This window comes from Streptococcus sp. 343_SSPC (genome assembly GCF_001072385.1).
Classification (GTDB): Bacteria; Bacillota; Bacilli; order Lactobacillales; family Streptococcaceae; genus Streptococcus.
Window position 1 is genome coordinate 63178 of record NZ_JVKU01000011.1, and the last position, 23013, is coordinate 86190.

The 23013-nt window shown below is 41.5% G+C and carries 25 protein-coding genes; 4 read left to right on the forward strand and 21 right to left on the reverse strand.

The annotated features are described in order from the left end of the window. The first annotated feature begins 144 nt into the window (after nt 1–144). Nucleotides 145–1500 carry a Trk system potassium transporter TrkA gene (gene trkA, locus ADH27_RS02445; protein WP_048688284.1) on the forward strand — a complete coding sequence of 452 codons (1356 nt, stop codon included), beginning with the start codon at nt 145–147 and terminating at the stop codon, nt 1498–1500. A 3-nt stretch (nt 1501–1503) separates the two neighbouring features. Beyond that, on the forward strand, nt 1504–2964 hold the full coding sequence (locus tag ADH27_RS02450; RefSeq protein WP_048715397.1) for a TrkH family potassium uptake protein: 1461 nt from the start codon (nt 1504–1506) through the stop codon (nt 2962–2964). A 77-nt stretch (nt 2965–3041) separates the two neighbouring features. Here the strand turns inward: ADH27_RS02450 and yidD are convergent, their stop codons facing one another. The 14 genes from yidD to ADH27_RS02520 all read right to left on the reverse strand — a co-directional run bounded on the left by yidD (nt 3042) and on the right by ADH27_RS02520 (nt 12430). Beyond that, nucleotides 3042–3296 (reverse strand): membrane protein insertion efficiency factor YidD, encoded by a 255-nt coding sequence (yidD, locus tag ADH27_RS02455; RefSeq protein ID WP_048715398.1) that lies wholly within the window; start codon nt 3294–3296, stop codon nt 3042–3044. Next, nucleotides 3296–4024, reverse strand: coding sequence for a pseudouridine synthase (locus ADH27_RS02460; protein ID WP_023024093.1), 729 nt, complete (start codon nt 4022–4024; stop codon nt 3296–3298). The genes yidD and ADH27_RS02460 overlap by 1 nt, the downstream gene beginning before the upstream one ends. Beyond that, nucleotides 4014–4583 carry an SMC-Scp complex subunit ScpB gene (gene scpB, locus ADH27_RS02465; protein ID WP_048715400.1) on the reverse strand — a complete coding sequence of 190 codons (570 nt, stop codon included), beginning with the start codon at nt 4581–4583 and terminating at the stop codon, nt 4014–4016. The genes ADH27_RS02460 and scpB overlap by 11 nt, the downstream gene beginning before the upstream one ends. Further along, on the reverse strand, nt 4576–5286 hold the full coding sequence (locus ADH27_RS02470) for a segregation/condensation protein A (protein ID WP_048715402.1): 711 nt from the start codon (nt 5284–5286) through the stop codon (nt 4576–4578). Before ADH27_RS02470 ends, scpB begins: the two co-directional genes overlap by 8 nt. After that, a complete protein-coding gene (xerD, locus tag ADH27_RS02475; protein WP_048688302.1) occupies nt 5286–6017 on the reverse strand; it encodes a site-specific tyrosine recombinase XerD in 732 nt (243 codons plus the stop codon). Before xerD ends, ADH27_RS02470 begins: the two co-directional genes overlap by 1 nt. Beyond that, entirely contained in the window at nt 6014–6475 is a 462-nt protein-coding gene (cbpB, locus tag ADH27_RS02480) for a cyclic-di-AMP-binding protein CbpB (RefSeq protein ID WP_048715404.1), read from the reverse strand. Before cbpB ends, xerD begins: the two co-directional genes overlap by 4 nt. Beyond that, on the reverse strand, nt 6472–6993 hold the full coding sequence (locus tag ADH27_RS02485; RefSeq protein WP_048715406.1) for a metallophosphoesterase: 522 nt from the start codon (nt 6991–6993) through the stop codon (nt 6472–6474). Before ADH27_RS02485 ends, cbpB begins: the two co-directional genes overlap by 4 nt. Then, on the reverse strand, nt 6978–7946 hold the full coding sequence (locus ADH27_RS02490; protein ID WP_048715409.1) for a nucleoside-triphosphate diphosphatase: 969 nt from the start codon (nt 7944–7946) through the stop codon (nt 6978–6980). The genes ADH27_RS02485 and ADH27_RS02490 overlap by 16 nt, the downstream gene beginning before the upstream one ends. Then, nucleotides 7943–8737 (reverse strand): glutamate racemase, encoded by a 795-nt coding sequence (gene racE, locus ADH27_RS02495; RefSeq protein WP_006595783.1) that lies wholly within the window; start codon nt 8735–8737, stop codon nt 7943–7945. Before racE ends, ADH27_RS02490 begins: the two co-directional genes overlap by 4 nt. Before the next feature lie 79 nt (nt 8738–8816). Further along, nucleotides 8817–9059: a YneF family protein gene (locus ADH27_RS02500; protein ID WP_006595782.1), complete on the reverse strand. Its 243-nt coding sequence runs from the start codon at nt 9057–9059 to the stop codon at nt 8817–8819. Between the two features lie 56 nt (nt 9060–9115). Beyond that, nucleotides 9116–10366, reverse strand: a complete 1251-nt coding sequence (locus tag ADH27_RS02505) for a diaminopimelate decarboxylase (RefSeq protein WP_048715411.1) — start codon at nt 10364–10366, stop codon at nt 9116–9118. A gap of 82 nt (nt 10367–10448) precedes the next feature. Beyond that, nucleotides 10449–11135: a Bax inhibitor-1/YccA family protein gene (locus tag ADH27_RS02510; protein WP_006595780.1), complete on the reverse strand. Its 687-nt coding sequence runs from the start codon at nt 11133–11135 to the stop codon at nt 10449–10451. 29 nt (nt 11136–11164) lie between these two features. Continuing rightward, entirely contained in the window at nt 11165–11653 is a 489-nt protein-coding gene (locus ADH27_RS02515; RefSeq protein ID WP_048715413.1) for an HDIG domain-containing metalloprotein, read from the reverse strand. 30 nt (nt 11654–11683) lie between these two features. Further along, nucleotides 11684–12430 carry a TrmH family RNA methyltransferase gene (locus tag ADH27_RS02520; protein WP_048715415.1) on the reverse strand — a complete coding sequence of 249 codons (747 nt, stop codon included), beginning with the start codon at nt 12428–12430 and terminating at the stop codon, nt 11684–11686. 73 nt (nt 12431–12503) lie between these two features. On the opposite strand from ADH27_RS02520, the gene ADH27_RS02525 reads away from it, so the two are divergent. Both ADH27_RS02525 and yidC read left to right on the forward strand, forming a co-directional pair. Continuing rightward, on the forward strand, nt 12504–12782 hold the full coding sequence (locus ADH27_RS02525; RefSeq protein WP_048715417.1) for an acylphosphatase: 279 nt from the start codon (nt 12504–12506) through the stop codon (nt 12780–12782). A gap of 78 nt (nt 12783–12860) precedes the next feature. Further along, nucleotides 12861–13799 (forward strand): membrane protein insertase YidC, encoded by a 939-nt coding sequence (yidC, locus tag ADH27_RS02530; RefSeq protein ID WP_048715419.1) that lies wholly within the window; start codon nt 12861–12863, stop codon nt 13797–13799. Between the two features lie 399 nt (nt 13800–14198). Here the strand turns inward: yidC and greA are convergent, their stop codons facing one another. The 7 genes from greA to ADH27_RS02565 form a co-directional block, all read right to left on the reverse strand. Continuing rightward, nucleotides 14199–14681 (reverse strand): transcription elongation factor GreA, encoded by a 483-nt coding sequence (gene greA, locus ADH27_RS02535; protein WP_006595775.1) that lies wholly within the window; start codon nt 14679–14681, stop codon nt 14199–14201. A 61-nt stretch (nt 14682–14742) separates the two neighbouring features. Further along, nucleotides 14743–16353, reverse strand: coding sequence for an endolytic transglycosylase MltG (mltG, locus tag ADH27_RS02540; protein WP_414717667.1), 1611 nt, complete (start codon nt 16351–16353; stop codon nt 14743–14745). Nucleotides 16354–16415: 62 nt separating this feature from the next. Further along, a complete protein-coding gene (locus tag ADH27_RS02545) occupies nt 16416–16916 on the reverse strand; it encodes a GNAT family N-acetyltransferase (RefSeq protein WP_048715423.1) in 501 nt (166 codons plus the stop codon). A gap of 12 nt (nt 16917–16928) precedes the next feature. Continuing rightward, on the reverse strand, nt 16929–17357 hold the full coding sequence (locus ADH27_RS02550) for a GNAT family N-acetyltransferase (protein WP_048715426.1): 429 nt from the start codon (nt 17355–17357) through the stop codon (nt 16929–16931). A 9-nt stretch (nt 17358–17366) separates the two neighbouring features. Further along, nucleotides 17367–18701 (reverse strand): UDP-N-acetylmuramate--L-alanine ligase, encoded by a 1335-nt coding sequence (murC, locus tag ADH27_RS02555; protein ID WP_048715429.1) that lies wholly within the window; start codon nt 18699–18701, stop codon nt 17367–17369. 14 nt (nt 18702–18715) lie between these two features. After that, entirely contained in the window at nt 18716–19384 is a 669-nt protein-coding gene (locus tag ADH27_RS02560; RefSeq protein ID WP_048715431.1) for a hypothetical protein, read from the reverse strand. Nucleotides 19385–19441: 57 nt separating this feature from the next. After that, nucleotides 19442–22537 (reverse strand): DEAD/DEAH box helicase, encoded by a 3096-nt coding sequence (locus ADH27_RS02565; RefSeq protein ID WP_048715433.1) that lies wholly within the window; start codon nt 22535–22537, stop codon nt 19442–19444. Between the last annotated feature and the right edge of the window lie 476 nt (nt 22538–23013).

Sequence of the window (23013 nt, forward strand, 5' to 3'; positions counted from 1 at the left end):
ATTTCGACAAAAAAATTTCACTTTTTTACATTCTCTTTCATGTAGTTTAGAGAATCTGCCCCTTTATGCCCTATTTCCACCATTAAGAGGTGATTTTTTTTTGAAAATAGAGTAAGATAGAATCATACTTTGGAGGAAATATTCATGAAAATTATTGTAGTTGGAGGCGGTAAAGTCGGAACAGCACTCTGTCGTTCCCTCGTCGCAGAAAATCACGATGTCATCTTGATCGAACAAGATGAAGCCGTCGTTAATCATATTACCAAACGCTACGATATCATTGGTATTGTTGGAAATGGTGCCAACTTTAAAATTCTCGAACAAGCAGATGTAGCGGACTGTGACATCTTTGTCGCCCTAACAGAGCAAGACGAAGTCAACATGGTTTCTGCCGTCTTAGCCAAAAAAATGGGAGCCAAAGAAACCATTGTCCGGGTTCGCAATCCGGAATACTCAAATTCTTATTTTAAAGAGAAAAATATTCTCGGCTTCTCTCTAGTTGTCAATCCTGAGCTTCTTGCTGCTCGCTACATTGCTAATAGCATTGACTTCCCAAATGCCTTATCCGTTGAGCACTTCGCTGGTGGGCGAGTGGCCTTCATGGAGTTCAAAATCAAGGAGGAAAGCCCACTCTGCCAGATGACTCTTTCTCAATTCAGAAAGAAATACGGAAACATCATTATCTGTGCCATCGAACGGCAAGGTCAGTTAACGATTCCAGATGGCGACTTCACTTTACAAGCCTTTGATAAGATTTTTATGACTGGAAATCGAGTGGAAATCGTAGACTTCCACAATAGCATTCGACCGCAAGTTGTTAAAAGTCTGCTTCTGATCGGAGCTGGCAAGATTTCCTACTATCTCCTAAATATTTTGGAAAATAGCAAAAGGAAGATTGACTTAAAAGTCATTGAAATCGATCAAAAACGGGCAGAATGGTTTAGTCAAGAATTCCCGGATCTTTATGTTATCCAGGGAGATGGGACATCAAAAGATATTCTAATGGAAGAGCGCGCAGGTAACTTTGATGCTGTGGCGACTCTAACAGGGGTCGATGAAGAAAACATTATCGCTTCTATGTTCCTAAATAGTGTAGGTGTTCAAAAGAATATTACCAAGGTCAACCGGACTAGCCTACTGGAAATTATTGATCGGCAAGATTTTTCAAGTATTGTGACACCCAAAGGAATTGCGGTGGACACCATCATGCACTTCATTCGTGGTCGCTATAATGCCCGCTATTCAAATCTTGAAGCCTTGCACCACGTCGCCAACGGTCAAATCGAGACCCTTCAATTCCAGATTCGCGAAGAAAACAAAATGACGGGCAAACCTTTGGCACAACTGAAATTGAAAAAAGGTGTTCTCATCGCAGCCATTATTCGAAACGGGAAAGCTATTTTCCCAACTGGAGATGACCATCTTTTGATAGGGGATCGCATTATCGTTACTACCCTAATCAGCAACATCACTAAAATCTATGATTTGTTAGAGGGGTAAGCCATGAATAAAAGTATGATTCGCTACCTTTTAGCAAAACTTCTTCTGATTGAAGCTATGTTGCTCTGTGTGCCGATTGTGGTTGCACTTCTCAATCTAAAGAACGATTTTGTTGTCAAGGATAGCCCAACTGTCTTTCTCTCCCTATTTGCAACCATTGCGATCCTCCTTGTATTGGGAGGCATTGGTTCCTTTTTCAAACCCAAAGATTTTCACATCTATGCCAAGGAAGGCGTTCTGATTGTGGCTTTGTGTTGGATCCTCTGGTCCTTCTTTGGTGCTCTTCCTTTTGTCTTTTCAGGACAAATCCCAAACATCATTGATGCATTTTTCGAAGTTAGCTCTGGTTTTACGACTACAGGGGCAACCATTTTAAATGACGTCTCCGTCCTCAGTCCTTCCCTTCTTTTCTGGCGTAGTTTCACCCACTTGATTGGAGGGATGGGGGTGCTAGTCTTTGCCCTAGCTATTATGGACAATAACAAGAACAGCCACCTCGAAGTGATGAAGGCAGAAGTGCCTGGTCCCGTATTTGGTAAAATTGTATCCAAATTGAAGAACACAGCTCAAATCCTTTATTACCTCTATTTGGCCCTCTTCTTCCTCTTTGTCGTGATCTACTTCTGTGCCGGCATGCCTCTTTATGATAGCTTTATCATTGCTATGGGGACTGCTGGTACCGGTGGATTCACCGTCTTCAACGACGGGATTGCCCACTACCATTCGACGCTCATCACCTATTTGGTCAGCTTTGGAGTCTTGGTCTTTGGGGTCAATTTTAACCTTTATTACTACATCATGCTTCGCAAGTTCAAAGCCTTCTTCGGCGATGAGGAACTTCGCACCTACCTGATGATTGTCGGAGTTTCTTCCCTTTTGATTGCCTGCAACATTTTCCATCTCTATCATAATTTTGCGGATAGTTTTGAAATGTCCTTTTTCCAAGTCTCCAATGTCATTACCACGACTGGATTTGGTTTTGGCAATACTGTTGATTGGCCACTCTTTTCTCAGTTCCTCCTTCTCATGCTCATGGTGGTTGGTGGATCCGCTGGGTCAACGGCTGGGGGACTAAAAGTGATTCGCTGCTTGATTTTAGCTCGGATCGGGAAGAATCAAATTCGTTCGACTCTCTCACCCAACCGGGTGATGACCCTACATGTGAATGGCACTGCCTTGGATAAGGACACCCAGCACAAAATCTTAAAATATTTCGTAGTCTATACCTTGATTACCATCGCCCTCATTGCTGTTGTCAGCTTTGACAGCAACAATTTTATGACGGTTGTCAGTGCAGTCTTTAGTTGCTTTAACAATATCGGACCGATGATTGGGACAACGGATACCTTCGCTATCTTTAGCCCCATCTCTAAATTCTTACTATCAATTGCCATGATTGCTGGACGATTAGAAATCTACCCGATGTTACTGCTCTTTATGCCTCGTACTTGGTCCGATCGCTAAAAACAAAAAGTTTTGGAGAATTTCCAAAACTTTTTTCTTTGCTCTGAGTGAGACTTCTTATGGAAGTTTGCTCTAACTTAATTTTCGCTTTTCTCTTCTTCTAGGTGGCTTCTCAGACTGAAATGATCTGGAACTGGATCTACTCCAGTCTTGCTCCAGGGATGGCAACGAAGAATCCGAGCAAACCCCATCAGAATCCCTTTCAAACCATGCCGTTCAATAGCCTGAATCATATAGTTGGAACAGGTAGGACTATAGCGACAGGAAGGTGGAAAGAGGGGCGAAAGAAGGCGTTGATAGAGACGAACAAGGCCGATTGCACATTTCTTCATTATTTTTTCGTCTTTGTCACTGCAAGGGTATGCAATTGGCTGATTTCTTTTTTATTGAGACGGCGGTATTCACCAGGACGAAGTCCAGAAACGTCTAGATTTCCAAATTGGGTCCGGGACAATTTATCTACCAAGAGGCCAACGGCTTCAAACATCTTTTTGACTTGGTGATTGCGTCCTTCATGGATGGTCAATTGGACAACTGAGCGATTCTTTTCTGGATCCACCTTTAGAATCTCATAGGTTGCTGGCTTGGTCTTTTTGCCATCGATGGTCACACCACGAGTTAAGGGACGCAAGTTTTCTTTGTTCGCCAATCCCTTCACGCGCGCAACATAAACCTTATCAATCTCATTACGCGGGTGGATCATTTCATCTGTAAAATCACCATCATTAGTCAAAATGAGGACCCCAGAGGTATCCCAGTCCAAACGACCAACAGGATAAATCCGTTCCTTGACTTGCGGTAACAAATCAATAACAGTTGGTCTCCCTTTATCGTCTGATACACTGGAGATGACCCCTCTTGGTTTATTTAAGAGGTAGTAAACCTTCTCCTCGTTGTATATCGGTTGACCTTCTACTTCTACCTTGTCTCCAGACTTGATCGTTGTCGCCAATTCACGGACAACTTGGCCATTTACAGTGACAAGGCCTTGCTTAATCAATTCCTCTGCTTTGCGGCGGCTTGCGACACCAGCATGAGCAATATATTTGTTAATTCTCATCAATTTCCTCAGTTCTTTCTGTAAATAATTGGCTTTCTTGACCGATTAACTCCGTCTCTTCAACAATTGGTAGCTCGTCTAGATGGTTTATCCCCATGTAATCCAAAAAGTAATCTGTCGTCACATAGAGATTAGGTCTCCCAATGACTTCTTTCTTCCCATCTTCTCGAATCAACTCAAAAGAAAGTAATTTTGAAATAGCTCCACTAGAGTTCACCCCTCGAATATCATCGACTTCAATCCGAGTAATCGGCTGTTTATAGGCAATGATGGAGAGAGTTTCCAAGGCGGCACGAGAGAGACTTTGATTCATTGGTGACTTTGAATACTCACGTAACAGCTCTGCATATTTGGACTTGGTCACTAATTTATAGGTTGACGCTGTCTCCAATAAGGCCATACTAGAATCTTGATCCTGCTCATATTTCTGGGCCAATTTTTCTAAACTTTGAATCACCCCTGTGGGAGGAAGGGATAAGAGGTCGGCAATCTGCCTCACCGTCAAACCATCTTCTCCTGCAACAAACAAGAGGGCCTCCATCTCTGCAATTTTACTCATTCTTTAATCCTACTAAAATAATATCTCCAAATGGTTCTTCCTGAAGAGCCTCAACTTCTTGTACTTTAATTAATTCCAAAGTCGCCAAAAAGACTGTAATCAGTTCGTTGACATCCTTGGCTTCCTCAAAAATATCTTGTAGTAAGATTCTCTTACCAGGTTGACACAAGTGACGAACAACATTCATCAGGTCTTCAATTTTATACTCGTCTCGAACAATGGTCGTATGATTTTGTCGAAATTCTTCCTTCTTTTTCGTTAACAATTTTGAAAAGGCCAAGAAAAGATCTATCGTGGTCTTGTCATGGACCAATTCAGCATCATCATAGACTAATTCCGTTTTGGGTTTTGAAAAGTACTGGGCTCTCTCCTCGTGTTGAAGGGCCATCTTTTCACCCAATAGTTTAAACTTCCGGTACTCTTCGATTTGAGACAGGAGATCCTGCTCCAAATCTTCTTCATCCGTTGCTTGCTCCGCAATTTTTGGAAGGAGACGCCGACTCTTAATCAAGGTCAATTGACTGGCCATCAGCATGTATTCACCAGCAACCTCAAGTCGCATGGCTTGAAGGGTCGTTAGATAGGCTAAGTACTGCTCGATCACCTCAATCAGAGGAACCTCATAAATATCCATTTGGTATTTTGAAACGAGGTGTAAGAGAAGATCCAAGGGACCTTCAAAATCCTTTATTTTAATATCCATTACTTATACTTTTCTAAGGTAACAAGAGTTTTTAACCCGAGCTCACGGGCGATGCTAAACAGATCCATCCCCTGTTCTCTTTGTTTTAAAATGTATTGTTCCCGTAAGGATTGTGCCGAAAGATTCTCAAACCCTTTTTCCAATAGGAAGGACTCTAATTGACGGAAGCCCCACTGACGCGAGTAGGCCTTGCCCTTGTTATCAAATAAATAAGTCCCCGTCATCAAATCCGTCAACTCTCCTAGAAGAGCATCCGGAATACGCAAGACCCGTTTTTGTCCTTCTTTTCCTACGCGTAAAACCTGAAAATCGAGCTCGATATCAACGATTTTCAACTGAAGAATTTCACTAGGCAACAAGCCCATCTCGACAATCAATAGGGCAATCAAGCGACCTTGGGATAGCTCTGACCCTTCCCACAAGAGGGATAAGTCCAATAGTTCTTGATCGTGGCTTTTCGGCACAGAGACTTTTGGAAGGACTAAGCGATGGTAATCCTCAATAACTTGATGTTGATAAAGATAAAACAAAAATTGGTTGACGGCTGAAAGCTTCCGTTTTTGAACAGCTGGTTTAAAATCTTTAATCGAAGCTTGATAAATTCGAAGATTGGTATCTGAGACATGGTTATGAACAGTATCCACGAACTGATCCAAATCATAAGAATAAGCCGTCTGTGAATTTTCACTTAAGTCTTTTTCTTTGATAAAACTAGCTATGTATTCTTTCATTTTTTCCTCATCTCATATTCATTTGAGAAATTGTGCATGAGGGAGTTGATGGCTTTTAAAATGGATTTTCGAGTGATGATCCCTTCAAAGATTCCATCCTCTGAAACAACCGGTAGAAAGGATTCCTCTACCAACTTATGCAAGACTTCCGTCACAGTATAGTCTTTTCCAAGGCGCTCCCCATCCGTTTTTGTCATATGAACGATGTCCATGGATGAAAAGACTTCATCAGAATAATCATGTTTCATTTGGTAAGAAAGAATATCTGTTAAAGAAATCGTCCCTACGTATTTCATTTGATCGGTCACAACAGGAACACGAGTGTAGCTAATTTGACTCAGCACCAAGATGGCATGATCCACATTATGCGTATCAATCAAGACAGCCAAATTGCGCGCTGGAGTCAAAAAAGTCTTTTCTTCTCGGAGAATAAACTCCTCAAATTCCTTGGCGATCATCGATCAAACTCCTTTGTAAGAGGTTCATAGACCTCATGTTTCCGATTTAAAAATTCAACTCGATAGGAATCTGCATCAATTTCCACTTTAGCATAGAGGCACTCTTGAATGGGCCCCCTCGGTAAACTGACTGACCCAGGGTTCAGAAAAAGGGTACGCCCTTCCTTCCAAGCATCCGGAATATGCAGATGGCCATAGAGGCAGATATCTGCATCTTCTTCCTGGGCCCACAAATCTAACTTTTGAAAACTAAAATTAATTTGGAAAAGATGACCATGGGTTTGAATAATCCGAGTAGGACCCAATTGCGTCACCAGACGTTCGGGGTACTCCCCATAAAAGTCCGTGTTCCCTTTGACAACATGAATGCCTTCCCATACAGGGTCGGTACTTTCTAACTCAGAATCCCCGTTGTGAAAAATGGCATCGACCTTTCCTTTATAGTGGTTTTTGATTTCTTCTACGATCTGACGATCGCCATGAGAATCGCTCATGACGATAATTACTTGTTCTGCCATGCTGGGAATACCTCCACTAATTTCTTCACGGCTAAAGCACGATGCGATTGTTGATTTTTCTCCTCTAGAGTTAGTTGAGCAGATGTCTTACCTGTTTCTCCTACCAGAAAGAGGGGATCATAGCCAAACCCGTTCTCACCTTTTGGTTCAAAATTGATATATCCTGGCCAATCCGCCTCCACAACAAGGCTCTCCTTACCAGGACTGGCAACCACTAAGGTTGTATGAAATTTTGCTGACCGATCCTTCAATTCAAAGACCATCGCCAACTCGTGTAAGAGCTTGGCATTGTTCTCTAAGTCGGTCGCTCCTACACCTGCAAAGCGAGCAGACCAGACACCTGGTAAGCCCCCAAGGATATCGACCATGAGTCCTGAATCATCTGCCAACACCATTTTCCCTGTTAGCTGTGAAATTGTCTCAGCTTTTAGGCGAGCATTTTCTTCGAAAGTCATTCCTGTTTCAGCGACTTCTGGAAGATCTGGATAGTCATTGAGATTCTCAACTTCAAAACCCATTTGTTCAAAGATCTGACGAAACTCTTTTGTTTTTCCTTCATTCCGAGTAGCGATTAGCAAGCGATCCTTAAGACCTTCCCGACCCAAAAAATCTGCAAGTGGAAGACCATTTTTTGGTAGATAAACAGAGAGCAATTGCTCTCCTTCTACAATGAGAAGAGCTCCTTGACGCTGCACGATTTCAATTTTGCGACCTAGTGTTTCCTCAACGATTTGAAAGAGGAAGGTCAAAAACTGCAAACTAGAGGCGTAACGAACAACCGTTACATTTAGGGGAAAGCCCAAGTCTGTGTCTCCAACTAGTGATTCTACTAGGTCAACAAGCTCAGAAGCTTCTGAAGAGACTTCACTATATTCGTTATAGTCACTCCGATCTCCCCATTCAGCTAGAAACCAATTTAAGGCATCTTTGTATTCATAAATCTTTTGGTTCATAATTCTACATGCTCCACATGAACGACTTGATGCAACCAAGTCTTGGCAATCGCTGCAAAACTGGCTGCATTGGCCGTTGTATAAAACTGATGGTGGCAGTCCTCCAGTTGACGACTGCGATTAATCTCAAAGTAGTTGAGCAAGACCGAGATATCCCGGACACACTCAGCACCGCTATCAATTAACTGAACCTCTGGCCCCATGACATTTTGAATAATAGGGCGAAGGAGAGGATAATGGGTGCATCCCAAAACCAGTGTATCTACTTTCCCAGCCAAAGGTTTCAAGGTTTCATAGACAACTTTTTTTGTAACACTGGACTGCAACTCATTAGATTCAACCAGAGGGACAAATTTCGGACAAGCTAAACTCTCTACTGCCATTTCTGGTGACAGGCTTTGAATTTTTTTCCGATAAATATCTGAGGCGACCGTCATTGGAGTCCCAATGACTCCAATTCGTTTGCTTTTTGTCGCCTTGATCGCTGCGGAAGCTCCTGGCAAAATCACTCCTAGAACAGGAATATCCAAGGCTTCTTTCACCTCTTCCCATACAACAGCTGTCGCCGTATTACAGGCCAAAACAATCATCTTCACATTTTTCGTTAGGAGAAAACGAACCATCTCCCAAGTATAGTCACGAATTTGATCTGCTGGTCTCGGGCCATAAGGTGCTCTAGCGGAATCACCAATATAGACCACCTCTTCATGGGGAAGTTGCCGCATCAATTCGCGAACAACGGTTAACCCTCCGACACCAGAATCCAAAAAACCAATTGGTCGATTGTCCATCTGCCTTCCTTTCAAAACAAGGGACCAAGAAAAATCTTAAAGTCCCTCTACTTATTTTATTGTGTCATCTGTTTTGCTTTTATTTCTTCTTCGTATTCAAAGATGCTTTTTGTTGATTCAGAATTTGACGGTAAACTTGTTGCACTTTCGCTTCACTTGGACGTTGACCACTAGCTCCCAATAATGTACGAACCGCTTCAACATTCAAACGTGGGTTTGATGCAAATTCTTTTTCAAACTGCTTGCGAAGTAGGTACATACCTGCCAACATTCCACCAAAGAAAGCAAGGATAATCAATAAAATTGTCAAAAATGTAGACATAAGTGTTTTTCTCCTAAATTCAATATTTACACATTTTCTATTATACCAAAAAGGCCCTATTTTTCAAAGTCAAAGCCATACAATGTTGCAAAGTAATCCTCGGGTTTTTCGGACCGTCGAATGAGACGAGTTTGGCCTGATTCTTCTAATAAAATCTCGGCAGAGCGGAGCTTGGCATTGTACTGATAGCCCATGGAATAACCATGCGCTCCTGTATCATGGATGACCAAGAGATCCCCAATTTCAGAGACAGGAAATTCCCGATTCTTGGCAAACTTGTCATTATTCTCACACAAACTACCAACAATGTCTACTATTTCTGTCTCTCCGTCTGGACGATCGAGATTGGTAATATGGTGGTAGGCCCCGTACATAGCAGGACGGAGGAGGTTGACAGCCGAAGCATCTACTCCTAGATAGGTCCGATAAGTCTGTTTCTTATGGGTGACATGGGTGACCAATAGGCCATGTGGGGCTAGCATAAAGCGGCCTAATTCTGTATAGATTTTCACTTGATCTAAGCCGGCTGGAACTAAAATGTCCTCGTAAGCCTGACGAACACCCTCCCCAATTACAGCAATATCATTTGGTTTGTCTTCTGGTTTGTAGTTTACTCCAACCCCACCGGAGAGATTGACAAAGTCCAAGGTAACCCCTGTCTTTTCAACCACTTCTACTGCCAACTGGAATAATTGCTTAGCCAATTCTGGATAGTAATCATTGGAGACGGTATTCGAAGCTAAGAGGGCATGAATCCCAAATCGTTTGACTCCTAAATCTTTCAACTCCGTAAATGCTTGGATCAATTGCTCCTTGGTCATGCCGAACTTAGCCTCTTCAGGATGGTCCATGATATCCGTTCCCAGTTCAAACACCCCTCCTGGATTATAGCGGCAAGAGATGACCTCCGGTAGTGTCGCAACAGATTGTAGGAAGGCTACATTTTCGTAGGCATCCAAGTTGATAGTCGCTCCTAGCTGACGGGCAAAGACCATCTCTTCAACCGGTGTATTGTTGGAAGAAAACATGATTTCTTGGCCTGTAAACCCTAATTTTTGTGCCATCAGCAGCTCCACATAGCTAGCACAGTCCACGCCACAGCCTTCTTCTTTGAGGATTTTTAGGATGGCTGGATTAGGGGTCGCTTTGATAGCGAAATACTCCTTAAAGCCTGGATTCCAAGAAAAGGCTTGATGGAGGGCACGAGCTGTCTGCCGGATCCCAGCTTCATCATATAGGTGAAAGGGAGTTGGATAGGTTTCCGTAATTTGTTTTAATCTTTCTCTACTAATAAATGGACGTTTCATGTGAAGATTCTCTTTTCTATCAATTTTCTTTAGTATATCACAAGTTTTCCAACAAAAAAAGCCGGTTTCCCGGCTCTTTCGATTAATCGTTGCGTCCAAAAATACGCAAGATATTGATGAACAAGTTGATGAAATCAAGATAGAGTTCCAAAGCCAAAGCAACAACCCAACCATTGGTTGGCTGACCATTGGATTGTTCATAGACATAACGAATCTTTTGGTTATCCCAAGCAGTCAAACCTGCAAAGATGATAACACAAAGAATGCTAAGGACATAATCCATACCAGAGCTTTGTAAGAAGATGTTCGCAATCGAAGCAATGATAATACCAATCAAGGCCCCCATAAATGCTCGTCCCATTCCAGACAAGTCTTTTTTGGTCACACGACCAATGGCAGACATGATGAAGAACATCAAGGCACTAACGACGAAGGCTTTATAAACTGTCGCTTGAGCATAGCGTGCAATGATAAAACTCAAGGTAAAGCCATTCAGAGCTGAATAAGTTAAAAAGAGAGGCAAGGCCATGGGATTGTTTTTCACAGATTGTCTCGAAGCGACCAGGACCAAAATCAATTCAACAGCAATGGCAATATAGTAGACCCATGGAGCCTGAGTTAGAATATATATGAAGGTTTCTTGGAAAAGGGTCATCATCAAAGCTGAGACAACAGCTGAGATTCCAACTCCAACTCCAACTAGAGAATAAATTTTGCTATAAAAGCTATTAAGACCACTTTGTTCGTGGATAACGGTTTGTTGATTCATCATCAATCATTCCTTTCAAACTTAAATTATTATGATTTTAACATTTTTCGATGGAAAAGTCTCCTCTTTGACCACTTTTTTCTCATTGGTTCTGAGGCTTCTTTTATCGCCCAGTATTTATCGACCATGGTCACGAGGAAAGATTCTTTGTAGCGAGGTGGAGCAAGCGTCAAGCCCCACATATGTTTGAGGATGATGTCCTCTTCTTTTTTATTGAGGCTTGTTATCTTTTTGGCATTTCGGACAGCTATCCGAGGATGTACCCAGGCATGGCTCTTGTTAAATTTGACCTGCCGCCAGTCGTAGTAAAAAAGATCGTGTAAGAGAGCTCCCCTTGCTGTACTTTTGGTATCCCAGCCCATCTTCTTAGAAATGCGGTAGCTGGTGTAGCTAACGTGAATGGAATGTTCCAAACGGTTGGAATGAATATGGTGGGGAATTTCCTTTAATTTTTGAAGTTTGGGATGCTGGATCAAATGTCCGACTTCAGCCATATATTCTTTGTCTTGTCGATACATGCGTCTCACCTCCTCTATCTGACTAACGCACTATTCTTCAATCATAGAAAAGATCAAAATCCCTGCAGCAACAGCGACATTCAGACTCTCTGCCTGACCTGGCATGGTGATATGAACGAGCTGATCTGCCTTCTCAGCCATCTGGTCACTAATACCTTGTCCTTCATTCCCCATAACCAGTACAAAAGCAGGGACTTTCTCCACTTGCTTATAGTCAATAGAATCCTGAGACAAGGTGGTCGCATAGATGGGTAGCTGACTTTCTTCAATGGCTGTTAAGAGTTGCTCTTTAGGCAGACGGATAACAGGAAGATGAAAATGACTCCCCTGCATAGAGCGCAAGGTTTTCATATTATACAAATCTGCTGATTGATCGGTTAGAAGCACCCCGTCAAAGCCTGCTGCGTCAGCAGTCCGAATCATGGTTCCGACATTTCCTGGATCTTGAACATCCTCTAACAATAAATACCGTCCTTGAGCCAGCTGAAGATGCTGGATTGGCTGTATCTTAATTTCTGCCACAATTCCTTGAGGGCTTTTGGAATCAGCAATTTCTGCTAAAACCTCAGGACTTACGATGGTCACCTTCGTATCTTTCTTGACCTTATCTACAAACTCTTCAAGAACAAAGACTTGTTCAATCGGAGCCTGATGATTGATAGCTTCTTCATAAAGATGCCAGCCTTCGATCAGGTAGGAGTCGATTCGGTATTTTTTTTGATGAAGTTTTTTAACTTTTTTGATCCCATTATTGGACTTAGAGGTTATAATATTCATAAGACTATTATACCACATTCACAGGAGGAGCTTCTCCGTCCTGAGTAGGAATTCAAGCACAAGGAGAACAAGCATGCAAAAAGTTGAAATGACGGCCCAAGGTCGGGTTCAAGGTGTTGGCTTCCGTTGGGGAGTTTATAGCTTAGCATTAGAAATTGGAGGTATTACAGGCCGGGTCTGGAACAATGATGACGGAACGGTCACTATCCTTGCCGCCTGCGAAGACAATGCCCGCATGGCCAAATTTATCCAAGAAATACGAAAAGGCCCTACTCCTTTTTCAAAGGTTTCTTATCTAGACGTCCATCTGGCAAACTTCGAACCCTACAAAGATTTTAAAATTTCAAATTAAGTCCAGAGAACTATTGTTAATTTAATAAAAAAACAGTAGAATAGAAAGGTATTATTTAAAATTAAAGGATTGTAACTCGTGAAAAAATATAAACGTTATCTACTTGCTGCTCTCAGCTTGTCAGCCCTCCTCCTCTTAACAGGATGTGTCAGCATCGACAAGACAACCAAACAACCAACCGGTTTCGTCTGGAACCTCATTGGAAAACCGATGGGGGAAGCCATCAATTTCTTTGCGACAGATCTTGGCCTTGGCTTTGGTCTAGGGATTATCCTCGTAACAGTGATTGTTCGAGTCATCATCTTCCCACTAGGTATTTATCAATCATGGAAGGCAACCTACCAGTCTGAGAAGATGAACTACCTTAAACCAATCTTTGCGCCGATCCAAGAACGCATCAAAAATGCAGAGACTCAAGAAGAGAAATTATTGGCCAACTCTGAATTGATGGATGCTCAAAAAGCAAATGGTGTCAGCCCATTCGGCGGCATTGGCTGTTTGCCTTTGTTGATTCAAATGCCTTTCTTCTCTGCCCTATATTTTGCAGCTCAATACACTCCAGGTATTAGCAAGGACTCTTTCCTTGGCATTGGTCTCGGTTCAAAAAGTCTAGCTTTAACCTTAGTTGTTGCTGTTCTTTACTACATTCAAAGCATGCTTTCTCTCCATGGTATCGAAGATGAAAACCAAAGAGAAACCATGAAGAAAACAGCTCTCGTAAGCCCAATTATGATTGCAGTCTTCTCTTTGATGGCACCAGCTGGCGTCACTCTCTACTGGGTAGTCGGTGGTTTCGTACAGATTATTCAACAATTTGTCATCAACTACCTCATCCGTCCAAAATTGCGGAAACAAGTTGCTGAAGAATATAAAAACAACCCTCCAAAAGCTCCAGCATCCAATGGACGTCGCGTTAAAAAAGATATTACACCTACTAATCCAACCAATGCGAATCGTTCCCTTCCAACTAACGGAAACAAAAAACGAAACGCTGGAAAACAACGCAACCGTAACTAATATTAGCAAAAAAGCCGAGATGATATCTCGGCTTTTCCATTACTACAAAAAAATGAGAGTGGTTCATTCTCATATAATAATAGATACAAACTATTGTTTTACATAAAACAGTTAGATGATTATCAAAAAATTACTTTTATTTTTTAGTTATTTAAGAAGATGAAAAACTTTCCGCTGTGAGAAAAGTGCCTGAAACTATTGTGTTTCAGGCACTCGGGAGTTTTGAGAGTAAAACAGTTTGGGGAACTGTTTTAGCCTGAGCCTGGAAATTAAAGAGCGAAGGTCTCAAAACTAAGTCATGGAACTTCTTCGAAGTTCCATGACGTCCGTACTCACCTAAGGAAAGTTTTTCAGAAGACTTTATCTTCAAAAAAAATGAGAGTGACTCACTCTCATTTTTTATTCTGTTTTTTCCACATTCAAGATTTTCACTTGGTAGCTTCCTGCTGGAGTTTCAATCGTCACAGTGTCCCCTGTTTTCTTACCAATTAAGGCATGACCGATTGGACTTTCATTTGAGATCTTACCAGCAAAAGCATCCGCTCCAGCTGAACCAACAATAATGTAGACATCTTCTTCGTCTTCGCCAATTTCTTGAACAGTAACGGTTTTTCCAATCGCTACTTCATCAACAGCGACAGCATCACTATCGACAATTTCAGCATAACGAATCTTTGTTTCTAGGCTGGAGATTTGCCCTTCAACAAAAGCCTGTTCGTCTTTAGCTGCTTCGTATTCACTGTTTTCTGAAAGGTCTCCGTAAGAACGAGCAATTTTAATCCGCTCTACAACTTCTGGACGACGAACTAATTTCAATTCTTCTAATTCTAGTTCTAACTTTTGCTTTTCAGCTAGGGTCATTGGATAGGTTTTTTCTGCCATATTTCTTTCTCTTTTCTATTATTTTTTTCGAACTAAAAAGGTGTGGCATGCCACATCCTCCTTAGTTTGAGCTGCTTTCTGTTAATTTGCTATTCACGTGTTCTTCCACGTTTTTAGTGTGTTCCTCATAAGTTTTCGCAAAATAGACTTCCCCAGTCTCTACATTTGCTACAAAGTAGAGGTAGTCTGTCTTGCTTGGGTTAACGGCTGCTTCAATTGCAGATACCCCTGGACTATCTACTGGACCAGGCATCAAACCAGTATTCTTGTAGATATTATAAGGTGAATCGATATTGGTGTCAATCGTTGCGTCTTCTTTTAGAGTCGTCTTCTTGCCTAATTGGCCTTGTGCGTACAAGATGGCAATATTACTTTGAAGAGGCATATCTTGATTCAAACGGTTATAAAAGACGCTTGCAATATCCTTGCGATCTTTATCGGTAGCACCTTCTTTTTCAATCAAAGAAGCTAGCGTCAATGCCTCATTGACATCAATATTTTTAGCTTCCATGGTGTCATAGTAGGCTGAAAGATTTTGGTCCATTGCAGCTAACATCTGGTCTACAAGATCTTCCATTTTACTATCTTTTCCATAGCCATAAGTAGCTGGGAAGAGATATCCCTCCAAGCGGTAGCGTACGCCACTTTCTTTGGATGGCAAGGTTGCGAGTAACTTAGGATATTTGGCTACCATCTTTTCAATAAAGGCATCATCTTGGATGACTTTTAGGAATTCTTCTTGCGTATATGGAGTCTTGGCACCAGATTTGGAGCTCGCATCCACAGAAACCACTTCCGCGATTTGATCAATTGTGTAGCCCTCAGGAATGGTAATTTTTCCTAAGACTGGTGGTTCCGGAGTTTTAGTTCCTTGCTCTTGCAATTTTTGAATAATGGTATCTAGATCCATACTCTTTTGAAGATTGAAATAACCGGATTGGAAGTTCCCATAATTCTTGAACTTGGTGTAATAGTTGAAGAACTGGCCATTCTTAATCAAGCCTTTTTTCTCCAAAATAGTCCCAATTTCACGATTGCTAGAACCAGCAGGAATTTCAACGGTTACAAACTCTGTAGCCTTGGCATCCATAGCATTTAAGTTAGATTGAACATAGGTTACTGCAAAAATTCCAGTTGCAACCATTAAGACAAAAAGAATTCCTAGAACCGTTAAAACGATTCGTTTCGCAATGGTGTTCTGCTTTTTCTTTTTCTGAACGCGTTGATCCCGATCCTTGCGCGAAACACTAGATACAGGTGTTTCTTTTCTCGAAACAGCCACAGGCTGACTTGAGCTTTCTGCTTCTCGAGTTGGCTCTTCGATTGGTAGAGGTGTTTCTTCTTGGTTCTCTTCGGCTACTTCCTGAATTGCAGGAACCTCTGTAACCTCTGGTACTTCTACTTTTTCTACTTCCTCTGGAATCTCTACGGTTTCCTGAACTTCGGACTCTTCCGACACAAGCTCAGAAAGCGCCCCTTCCGTCTCGTCTTCTTGGTTCTCTGGAATAGAAATTTCTTGAACAGGTAAGTCAACTTCTTTTTCAACCTGTACAATCTGTTTATTGGCTTCTTCAAGATCACGGAGAATCCGCTCTTTGAAGCTTAATAATTTTTCATTCTCTTGTTGGTTTTCAGTCAAATACTTGACCCCCCTTGTCATAATCCTTAATATTATATCTTAAAAGGGATAGAAAAGCAATAGGAACGAGGCTTGAGGGCCTTAAATCCTATTGATCACTTACTTGATGGGACCTCCCATACTAAATCGTACCAGACTTCCCCAGCATAGTTAGAGGCCGAGCGTCCTTCGTTTACAAAGCCGTTCCTTTCATAATACTCAATCAAGTAATCATGACAGGTCAAACTAACCCCTTCCCGTCCTTCTTCTAAGGCAAGATTCTTCATGGCTTCAAGTAGGGCTTTCCCAACTCCTAAGCCTTGGGCAGACTGAGAAATCGAAAGACTCGTAAGGATAATAAAACCTCCTGGTAGATGGGACTCGTCCTTTACTTCTGTTGTAAAAGAGCGGTCATCGACATATCTCTTTTGAGTAACGGGTCCTTCTAGATAGCCTAGAAGTTGGCCATCCTTTTCAGCGACTAAAAAGCTATTATTAAACGTTTCAATATGTTTTGCAAGCACCGTCTTATCTATTGCCTCTTCTGGACTAAAATTTTCCAGTTCTATGGCAACAATGGCTTCTAAATCATTCATAGTTGCACGACGAATGTTCATTTTTCTTCCTTTCTATAGGGATAGGTGCCACATTAGGTGATAGTCCTCAACTCCTTCTTCCTTATCCTCTATCTCTAGTTGAAAATCATTCATTTCAAAATACGGAATCAACTCTTCCTGGCAGGTCACATGAATCCCTAACAAGGATTCTTGAGCTACAAGAGACTTGAGTGTGGCGAGTAGCAAGGTGCCAAACCCTTGTTTTCTATAGTCTCGAAGAATTTCCAACCACAATAATTTTAAAGAGGGATTCTCGAACTGTTCCTCCATCTGAATCAGGCAACTTCCAATCACTCGCCCTTCAAATTCTAAGACCAGGGTCCTAAACCCATTCAGTTCTTGCAACTTCTCTCTTTGAAAAGAAAAATTTTGGGACGTGATCTGCTCGATCTCATCCCAATCATTTTCTTTAGCAAACCGAATCCTAACGCTTGGTTGCATGTTATCTCCTTATTGAACGTTATTGGTCAAGTTTCCAAGTAAACGTTCAAATGAATATTCATAGGTCTGGATATCTCCTGCTCCCATGAAGACATAAACGGCATTGTCATGATCCAAGAGTGGAGAAACGTTTTCAGCTGTAATCACACCTGATTTCTTAATAATTTTCGCTTCTAGATCTTCAACTTTGACATCCCCATGATCCACTTCACGAGCTGATCCATAAATTTGTGCCAAGTAGACCGCATCAGCCTGGTTCAAGGCATCCGCAAACTCATCCAAGAGAGCAATCGTCCGAGTAAAGGTATGAGGTTGGAAGACCGCTACGATTTCCTTACTTGGGTATTTTTGACGGGCTGCATCCAAAGTGGCAATAATTTCAGTTGGATGGTGGGCAAAGTCATCAATGATGACGGTATCGTTGACAATCTTTTCTGTAAAGCGACGTTTGACCCCGCCAAATGTTTTTAAGTGTTCTCGAACCAAATCAAGATCGAATCCAGCGATATAAAGTAAGCCGACAACTGCTGTTGCATTCATGATATTGTGACGTCCAAAGGATGGGATTTGGAATTGTCCCAAATCTTCTCCACGGAAATGAACAGTAAAGGTTGATCCCGTAGTAGAACGCAAGAGATCACTGGCTACAAAATCATTGCCTTCTTCTTCAAATCCATAGTAGTAAATCGGAGCCTTAGCTGTAATCCGACGAAGCTCAGGATCTTCACCATAGATGAACAAGGCTTTGGAGATTTGTTTGGCATAATCATTGAAGGCATTGAAAACATCTTCTAGGCCAGTAAAGTAATCAGGATGGTCAAAGTCAATATTGGTGATGATTGAATACTCTGGGTGGTAAGGCATGAAGTGACGTTCGTACTCGTCTGATTCAAAGACAAAGTACTTAGCACCTTTCGAACCACGACCAGTTCCATCCCCAATCAAATAGCTAGTATCTGTGATATTAGACAGAACGTGAGACAAAATCCCTGTAGTAGAGGTTTTCCCGTGAGCTCCTGCTACTCCCATGCTGACAAAATCACGCATAAATTCACCCAAGAATTCATGATAGCGTTGATAGGTGTAGCCTTGAGCATCTGCATAAGCAATCTCTACGTTGTTTTCAGGTTTAAAGGCATTTCCAGCAATCAAGATTTGATCCCCAGTAAGATTTTCTTCGCTGAATGGTAGGATGGTAATCCCTGCTTGCTCCAGACCTCTTTGAGTAAAGTAATATTTCTCTACATCAGATCCTTGTACAGTGTGTCCCATCTGATGGAGCATGAGAGCCAAGGCACTCATACCAGCTCCTTTTATTCCGATAAAATGAAATGTTTTTGACATAGTTTCTCCTCCTGCTAGTCCAGATTGGTCACATTGAGTTCTTGTTTAATAGGTCTCGTTGGAATGTTCTGTTGATCCTTGTTATAGATTTGACTCTTTTTCAAGAAATCATAATTGTTCTTTTTTGGTTTCTCTTCTTGATGGGATTCTTGAACTGGAAGTTCCTCAGCCCCTTCTAAAAGGATCAATTGCTCTTGTTTCAGTCGCTCACCATATTTAATCAATTCACCGGGATTTTCTTTTTGAAAAGGAGCTGTCGGCTTCCCTTTTGGCATGAAAGAAGGGGTGAATTTTTTACGATTAGGCTTAGATGCAATATCCGCCGTCAAATACGGAGCCGTCCGCTTCTTTTTCAAATCAGCACGCGCTGCTTCACGAGCTTCTTCTGCGTAGCGATTCGCCGGGCTCTTTTTATCAACAGGCTCCTTGAAATCAGGAGTCATCGGCTGCCTTCTTGACTTAGGCACTTCAAATGGTTTTTGAAGGGATTTTTGTAGATTTTTTTGATAAGGTTGCTCTGCTACCTTTCCAGTAGCAATTGGCTCCCATTCTAAATAGTTTTTATCTGTATACTCCCCAAGAATATTACTAATAAAGTCCCCATCATCATATAAATTCATATGGGGCATTTGAGTTAGCATCAATTCATCATCTGCTACTTGAGGAAACTGCTTATCCGTCATCCTATTTCTTCCTTTCGACACTTCATTAATTATAAACTATTCATTTAATTTTTCAAGTTATTCTACCGAAATACCCAAAATTTCCCGAATTTCTTCAATAGAAAGACTGGAGCGCGTTTCGGTACCATCTAATATGGTAGAAACTAAATGACGTTTGCTAGTCTGGAGCTCTTGAATTTTTTCTTCGATGGTCCCTCGAGTAATCATCCGGTAGACCTCAACATTCTTATCTTGTCCCATTCGATGGGCACGGCCAATGGCTTGATCTTCTACCGCAGGGTTCCACCATAGGTCAACCAAAATAACCGTGTCAGCACCTGTCAAATTCAAGCCAACTCCCCCTGCTTTCAAGGAAATGAGAAAGGCATCCCCTTGACCGGAGTTAAAGGCGTTGGTCATATCTTGGCGCTCATTAGCTGGCGTAGATCCTGTGATTTTAAACGAAGTCATCTTCAGAGCATCCAACTCTTTTTCAATGATATCCAACATGCCCCTAAATTGTGAGAAGATCAACACTCGTTGGTTTCCATCTTTGATCTGCTCTAGCAGTTCTCGAAGGCTATCCAACTTCCCACTTTCTCCAGAATAATCCTCTAAAAAGAGGGATGGTGTATCACAAATCTGACGAAGACGCATCAAACCAGATAAGATTTCCATCTTACTGCGATTGAGTTCCTCTTCAGAAGAGCTTAGAATGCGGTCTTGCATTTGCTTCAACTGGGCTAAATAGATCGTTTTTTGATCGTCAGCCAATTCATTCTTATAGGTCATCTCAATCAAATCTGGAAGCTCCTGCAAGACTTCACTTTTTTTCCGTCTCATGATAAAGGGCTTGACGTATTGAGAAATAGTCTCTGGACTCAATTGTTTAAATTCTTTTTTACCCGGAAACAAACCAGGAAGCACAATTTGGAAAATCGACCAGAGTTCCTCTACGTGGTTTTCTATTGGAGTTCCCGACAAAGCAAAGGTATGAGGAACATCGAATTTCCGTAAATATTGGGCAATCTTGGTTTGGGAATTTTTCATGACCTGGGCTTCATCCAAGATTAAATATTGGTACTGATTTTTTTCGTATTGCTCTACGTCCTGGCGGAAGGAAGCGTAACTGGTAATCGCTACCTGAGGGTTGCTTGCAATCACCTCGTCTCGACTTGCTTTGAGGCCATAGATAACCTCCACTTCCATTTGTGGAGCAAACTTTTCGAACTCCTCTTTCCAATTATAGATTAGACTAGATGGAGCTAAGATCAAAATCTTAGAATCCGCCATCGCAACACTTGAGAGAAAGGCAATGGTCTGGAGGGTCTTTCCAAGCCCCATATCATCTGCCAAAATCCCCCCAAAACCATAGTGATTGAGCATGGATAGCCAGCGGACTCCGACTTCCTGATAATCTCGAAGTTTAGCAGTTACTTGTAGCTTACCTAATGGAAATTGCTCTGGATGAATCAAATCATGAGCCAAGTGACGAAACTCTTCAGAAAATTGGACATTGTCAGCTGACTCAAATAACTGGGAGAGCTGGAAGGCTGCAATGCGATTGGTTTGTAACTGACCTGTTTTTGTCTTCTTTGCACGAAGATTCAATAAAGTCTGACTGATCCGCTTGCTTTCTTCATCAAAGATTAGAACCTTTCCTGATTGACTGATATAATAGTCATTCTTCTCAACCAAGGCACTCATCACTTGCTCAACCTCAGAGGGATCAATGGAGTCAAATTCAAAACCAATCTCAAGGAGACGACCACTGGTTTGAATGGCAATCTTTGGCTTTTCAACCTGATACAGGTCTAACAACTTGTCCGAAACTTCGACCTCTCCCAGTTCTTCAAACAAAGGAAGGGTCTGATGAAAGAAGGGATAGAGCTGCTTGGGAAGGAGAGGAGCTCGTTTGGTTTGAAATTGATTGGTAAAGCCAGCTGTCAAGATGGTTTCAAAAACCAAACGTTCCTTATCAAAATTACTGGAATAAGGCAGATCCTTAAGTTCTTTCTCAGAGCGAACGATGCGGTCCTCGTAGACAAAAACTAGATCCAGCAACACTTCTCCTTGCTCCGATAAATCAAAAGCAAAGTGAGGTTGAAAATCGTGAATATAGAAATTACTTGGTGCTTTCACCTCACCAATTTTCCTAAATTGCTCTAAGCTATAGGTTAATTTGGTCTGATCAGACAAATCAAATTGAACATGTCTTTTCTGATCACTGGAGAGGGGTAAACTCTGCACAGCCTCAATCAAAATCTTTTGAAGCGGTGATATTTGATAAAAATGGCCATTTGCCAAAAGAAAGCGACCTTCCACCATTTTATAGGAAGCCACTTGGACCTGTAGTTCGATAAACTCCTTCATTTCCACTACTTGGAAAAAAAACAAGCCTGAATCTTCCTGGAGTTCTTGAAAGAATACTTCCTGATAGGTATCCAGTCCGACTTCAAGGGTAAAGGACGGTAGGTCCATCAATAATTGCACAGCTTCTTCAAAGAAACTCATTGGAAAGTAAAGATGACGACCCCCATTTGGAAAGAAGAGGGCATCATGCACCGTATCTCCCGATAACAAGCCTTCTAAGAATCGAATTAAGGCACGACTTTCAGGGTCAAATGCTGCGTAGGAAATCGGCTCGTAATAACTTTTTCCAATCGCAAAATGGGACTGTTTTCTGATGGCTTGCAAAAAAGCTACAACATCCCGCACCACATAAGATCTCTCATCCGGTCTGCGATAGATACGAAGGGTCCACAAAAACTGACCGGAATAGTCGTCTACATGACCGGTTGCTGAGAGACCAAAACGGACTTCTTTGCTTTCAATTTTTGGTAGGACTTGATCTAAAAACAAACTTCCAAAAGATACTTTTTCCTTTGTTTCTTGACTTTCTGTTGCATCTTGCTCCAAACCAAGCAAGAGTTCCTTCCCTTCTTCATCATTTTTTAAAAAGGCTTCTCCTGCAGCTAAATGCACACAGAATTTTTTCTTCTGGAAAAACTCACAACTACAAAAAATCGCTTGATCATCTAGACTATAGCGGAGGGACTCATTGTCAATTCTGAAATAGAGGTACTGATTCTTCATTTCCTGTAGGGATACTTTCCCGTTTTCATAGAGAAGGATTCCTTCTGTACGGATTTTCCCAGGAATTAATTTTGCCATATTTACCACCTTATGTTTATCCCTTTATTATATCATATCCCCTCTAAAATAGAAAAAAAAGACAAAGAATTGTGAAGAATTCAATGCCTGATTTTACTATCACCTACTCCACTTTTCTTTTTAAATGTAGACAAACTATTGTTTTACATAAAACAGCTAGATGATTTTCAAAAAAATGACTTTTATTTTTAGTCATTTAAGAAGATGAAAAACTTTCCGCTGTGAGAGAAGTACCTGAAACAATTATGTTTCAGGTACTCGGAATTATTGAGACCTTAGGCTCAATAATTAGTCATGGAACTTCTTAGAAGTTCGCTGACGTCCGTACTCACCTAAGGAAAGTTTTTCAGAAGACTTTATCTTCAATCAGAAAGAGGCTGGGACAAAAGTCCTAGCCTCTCAATTATCTTTGAATTGTCGAGCAAGACGCAGTGGTTGAGTGGGCTCTACTACGCTGATTTCATCAGCTTTTACAG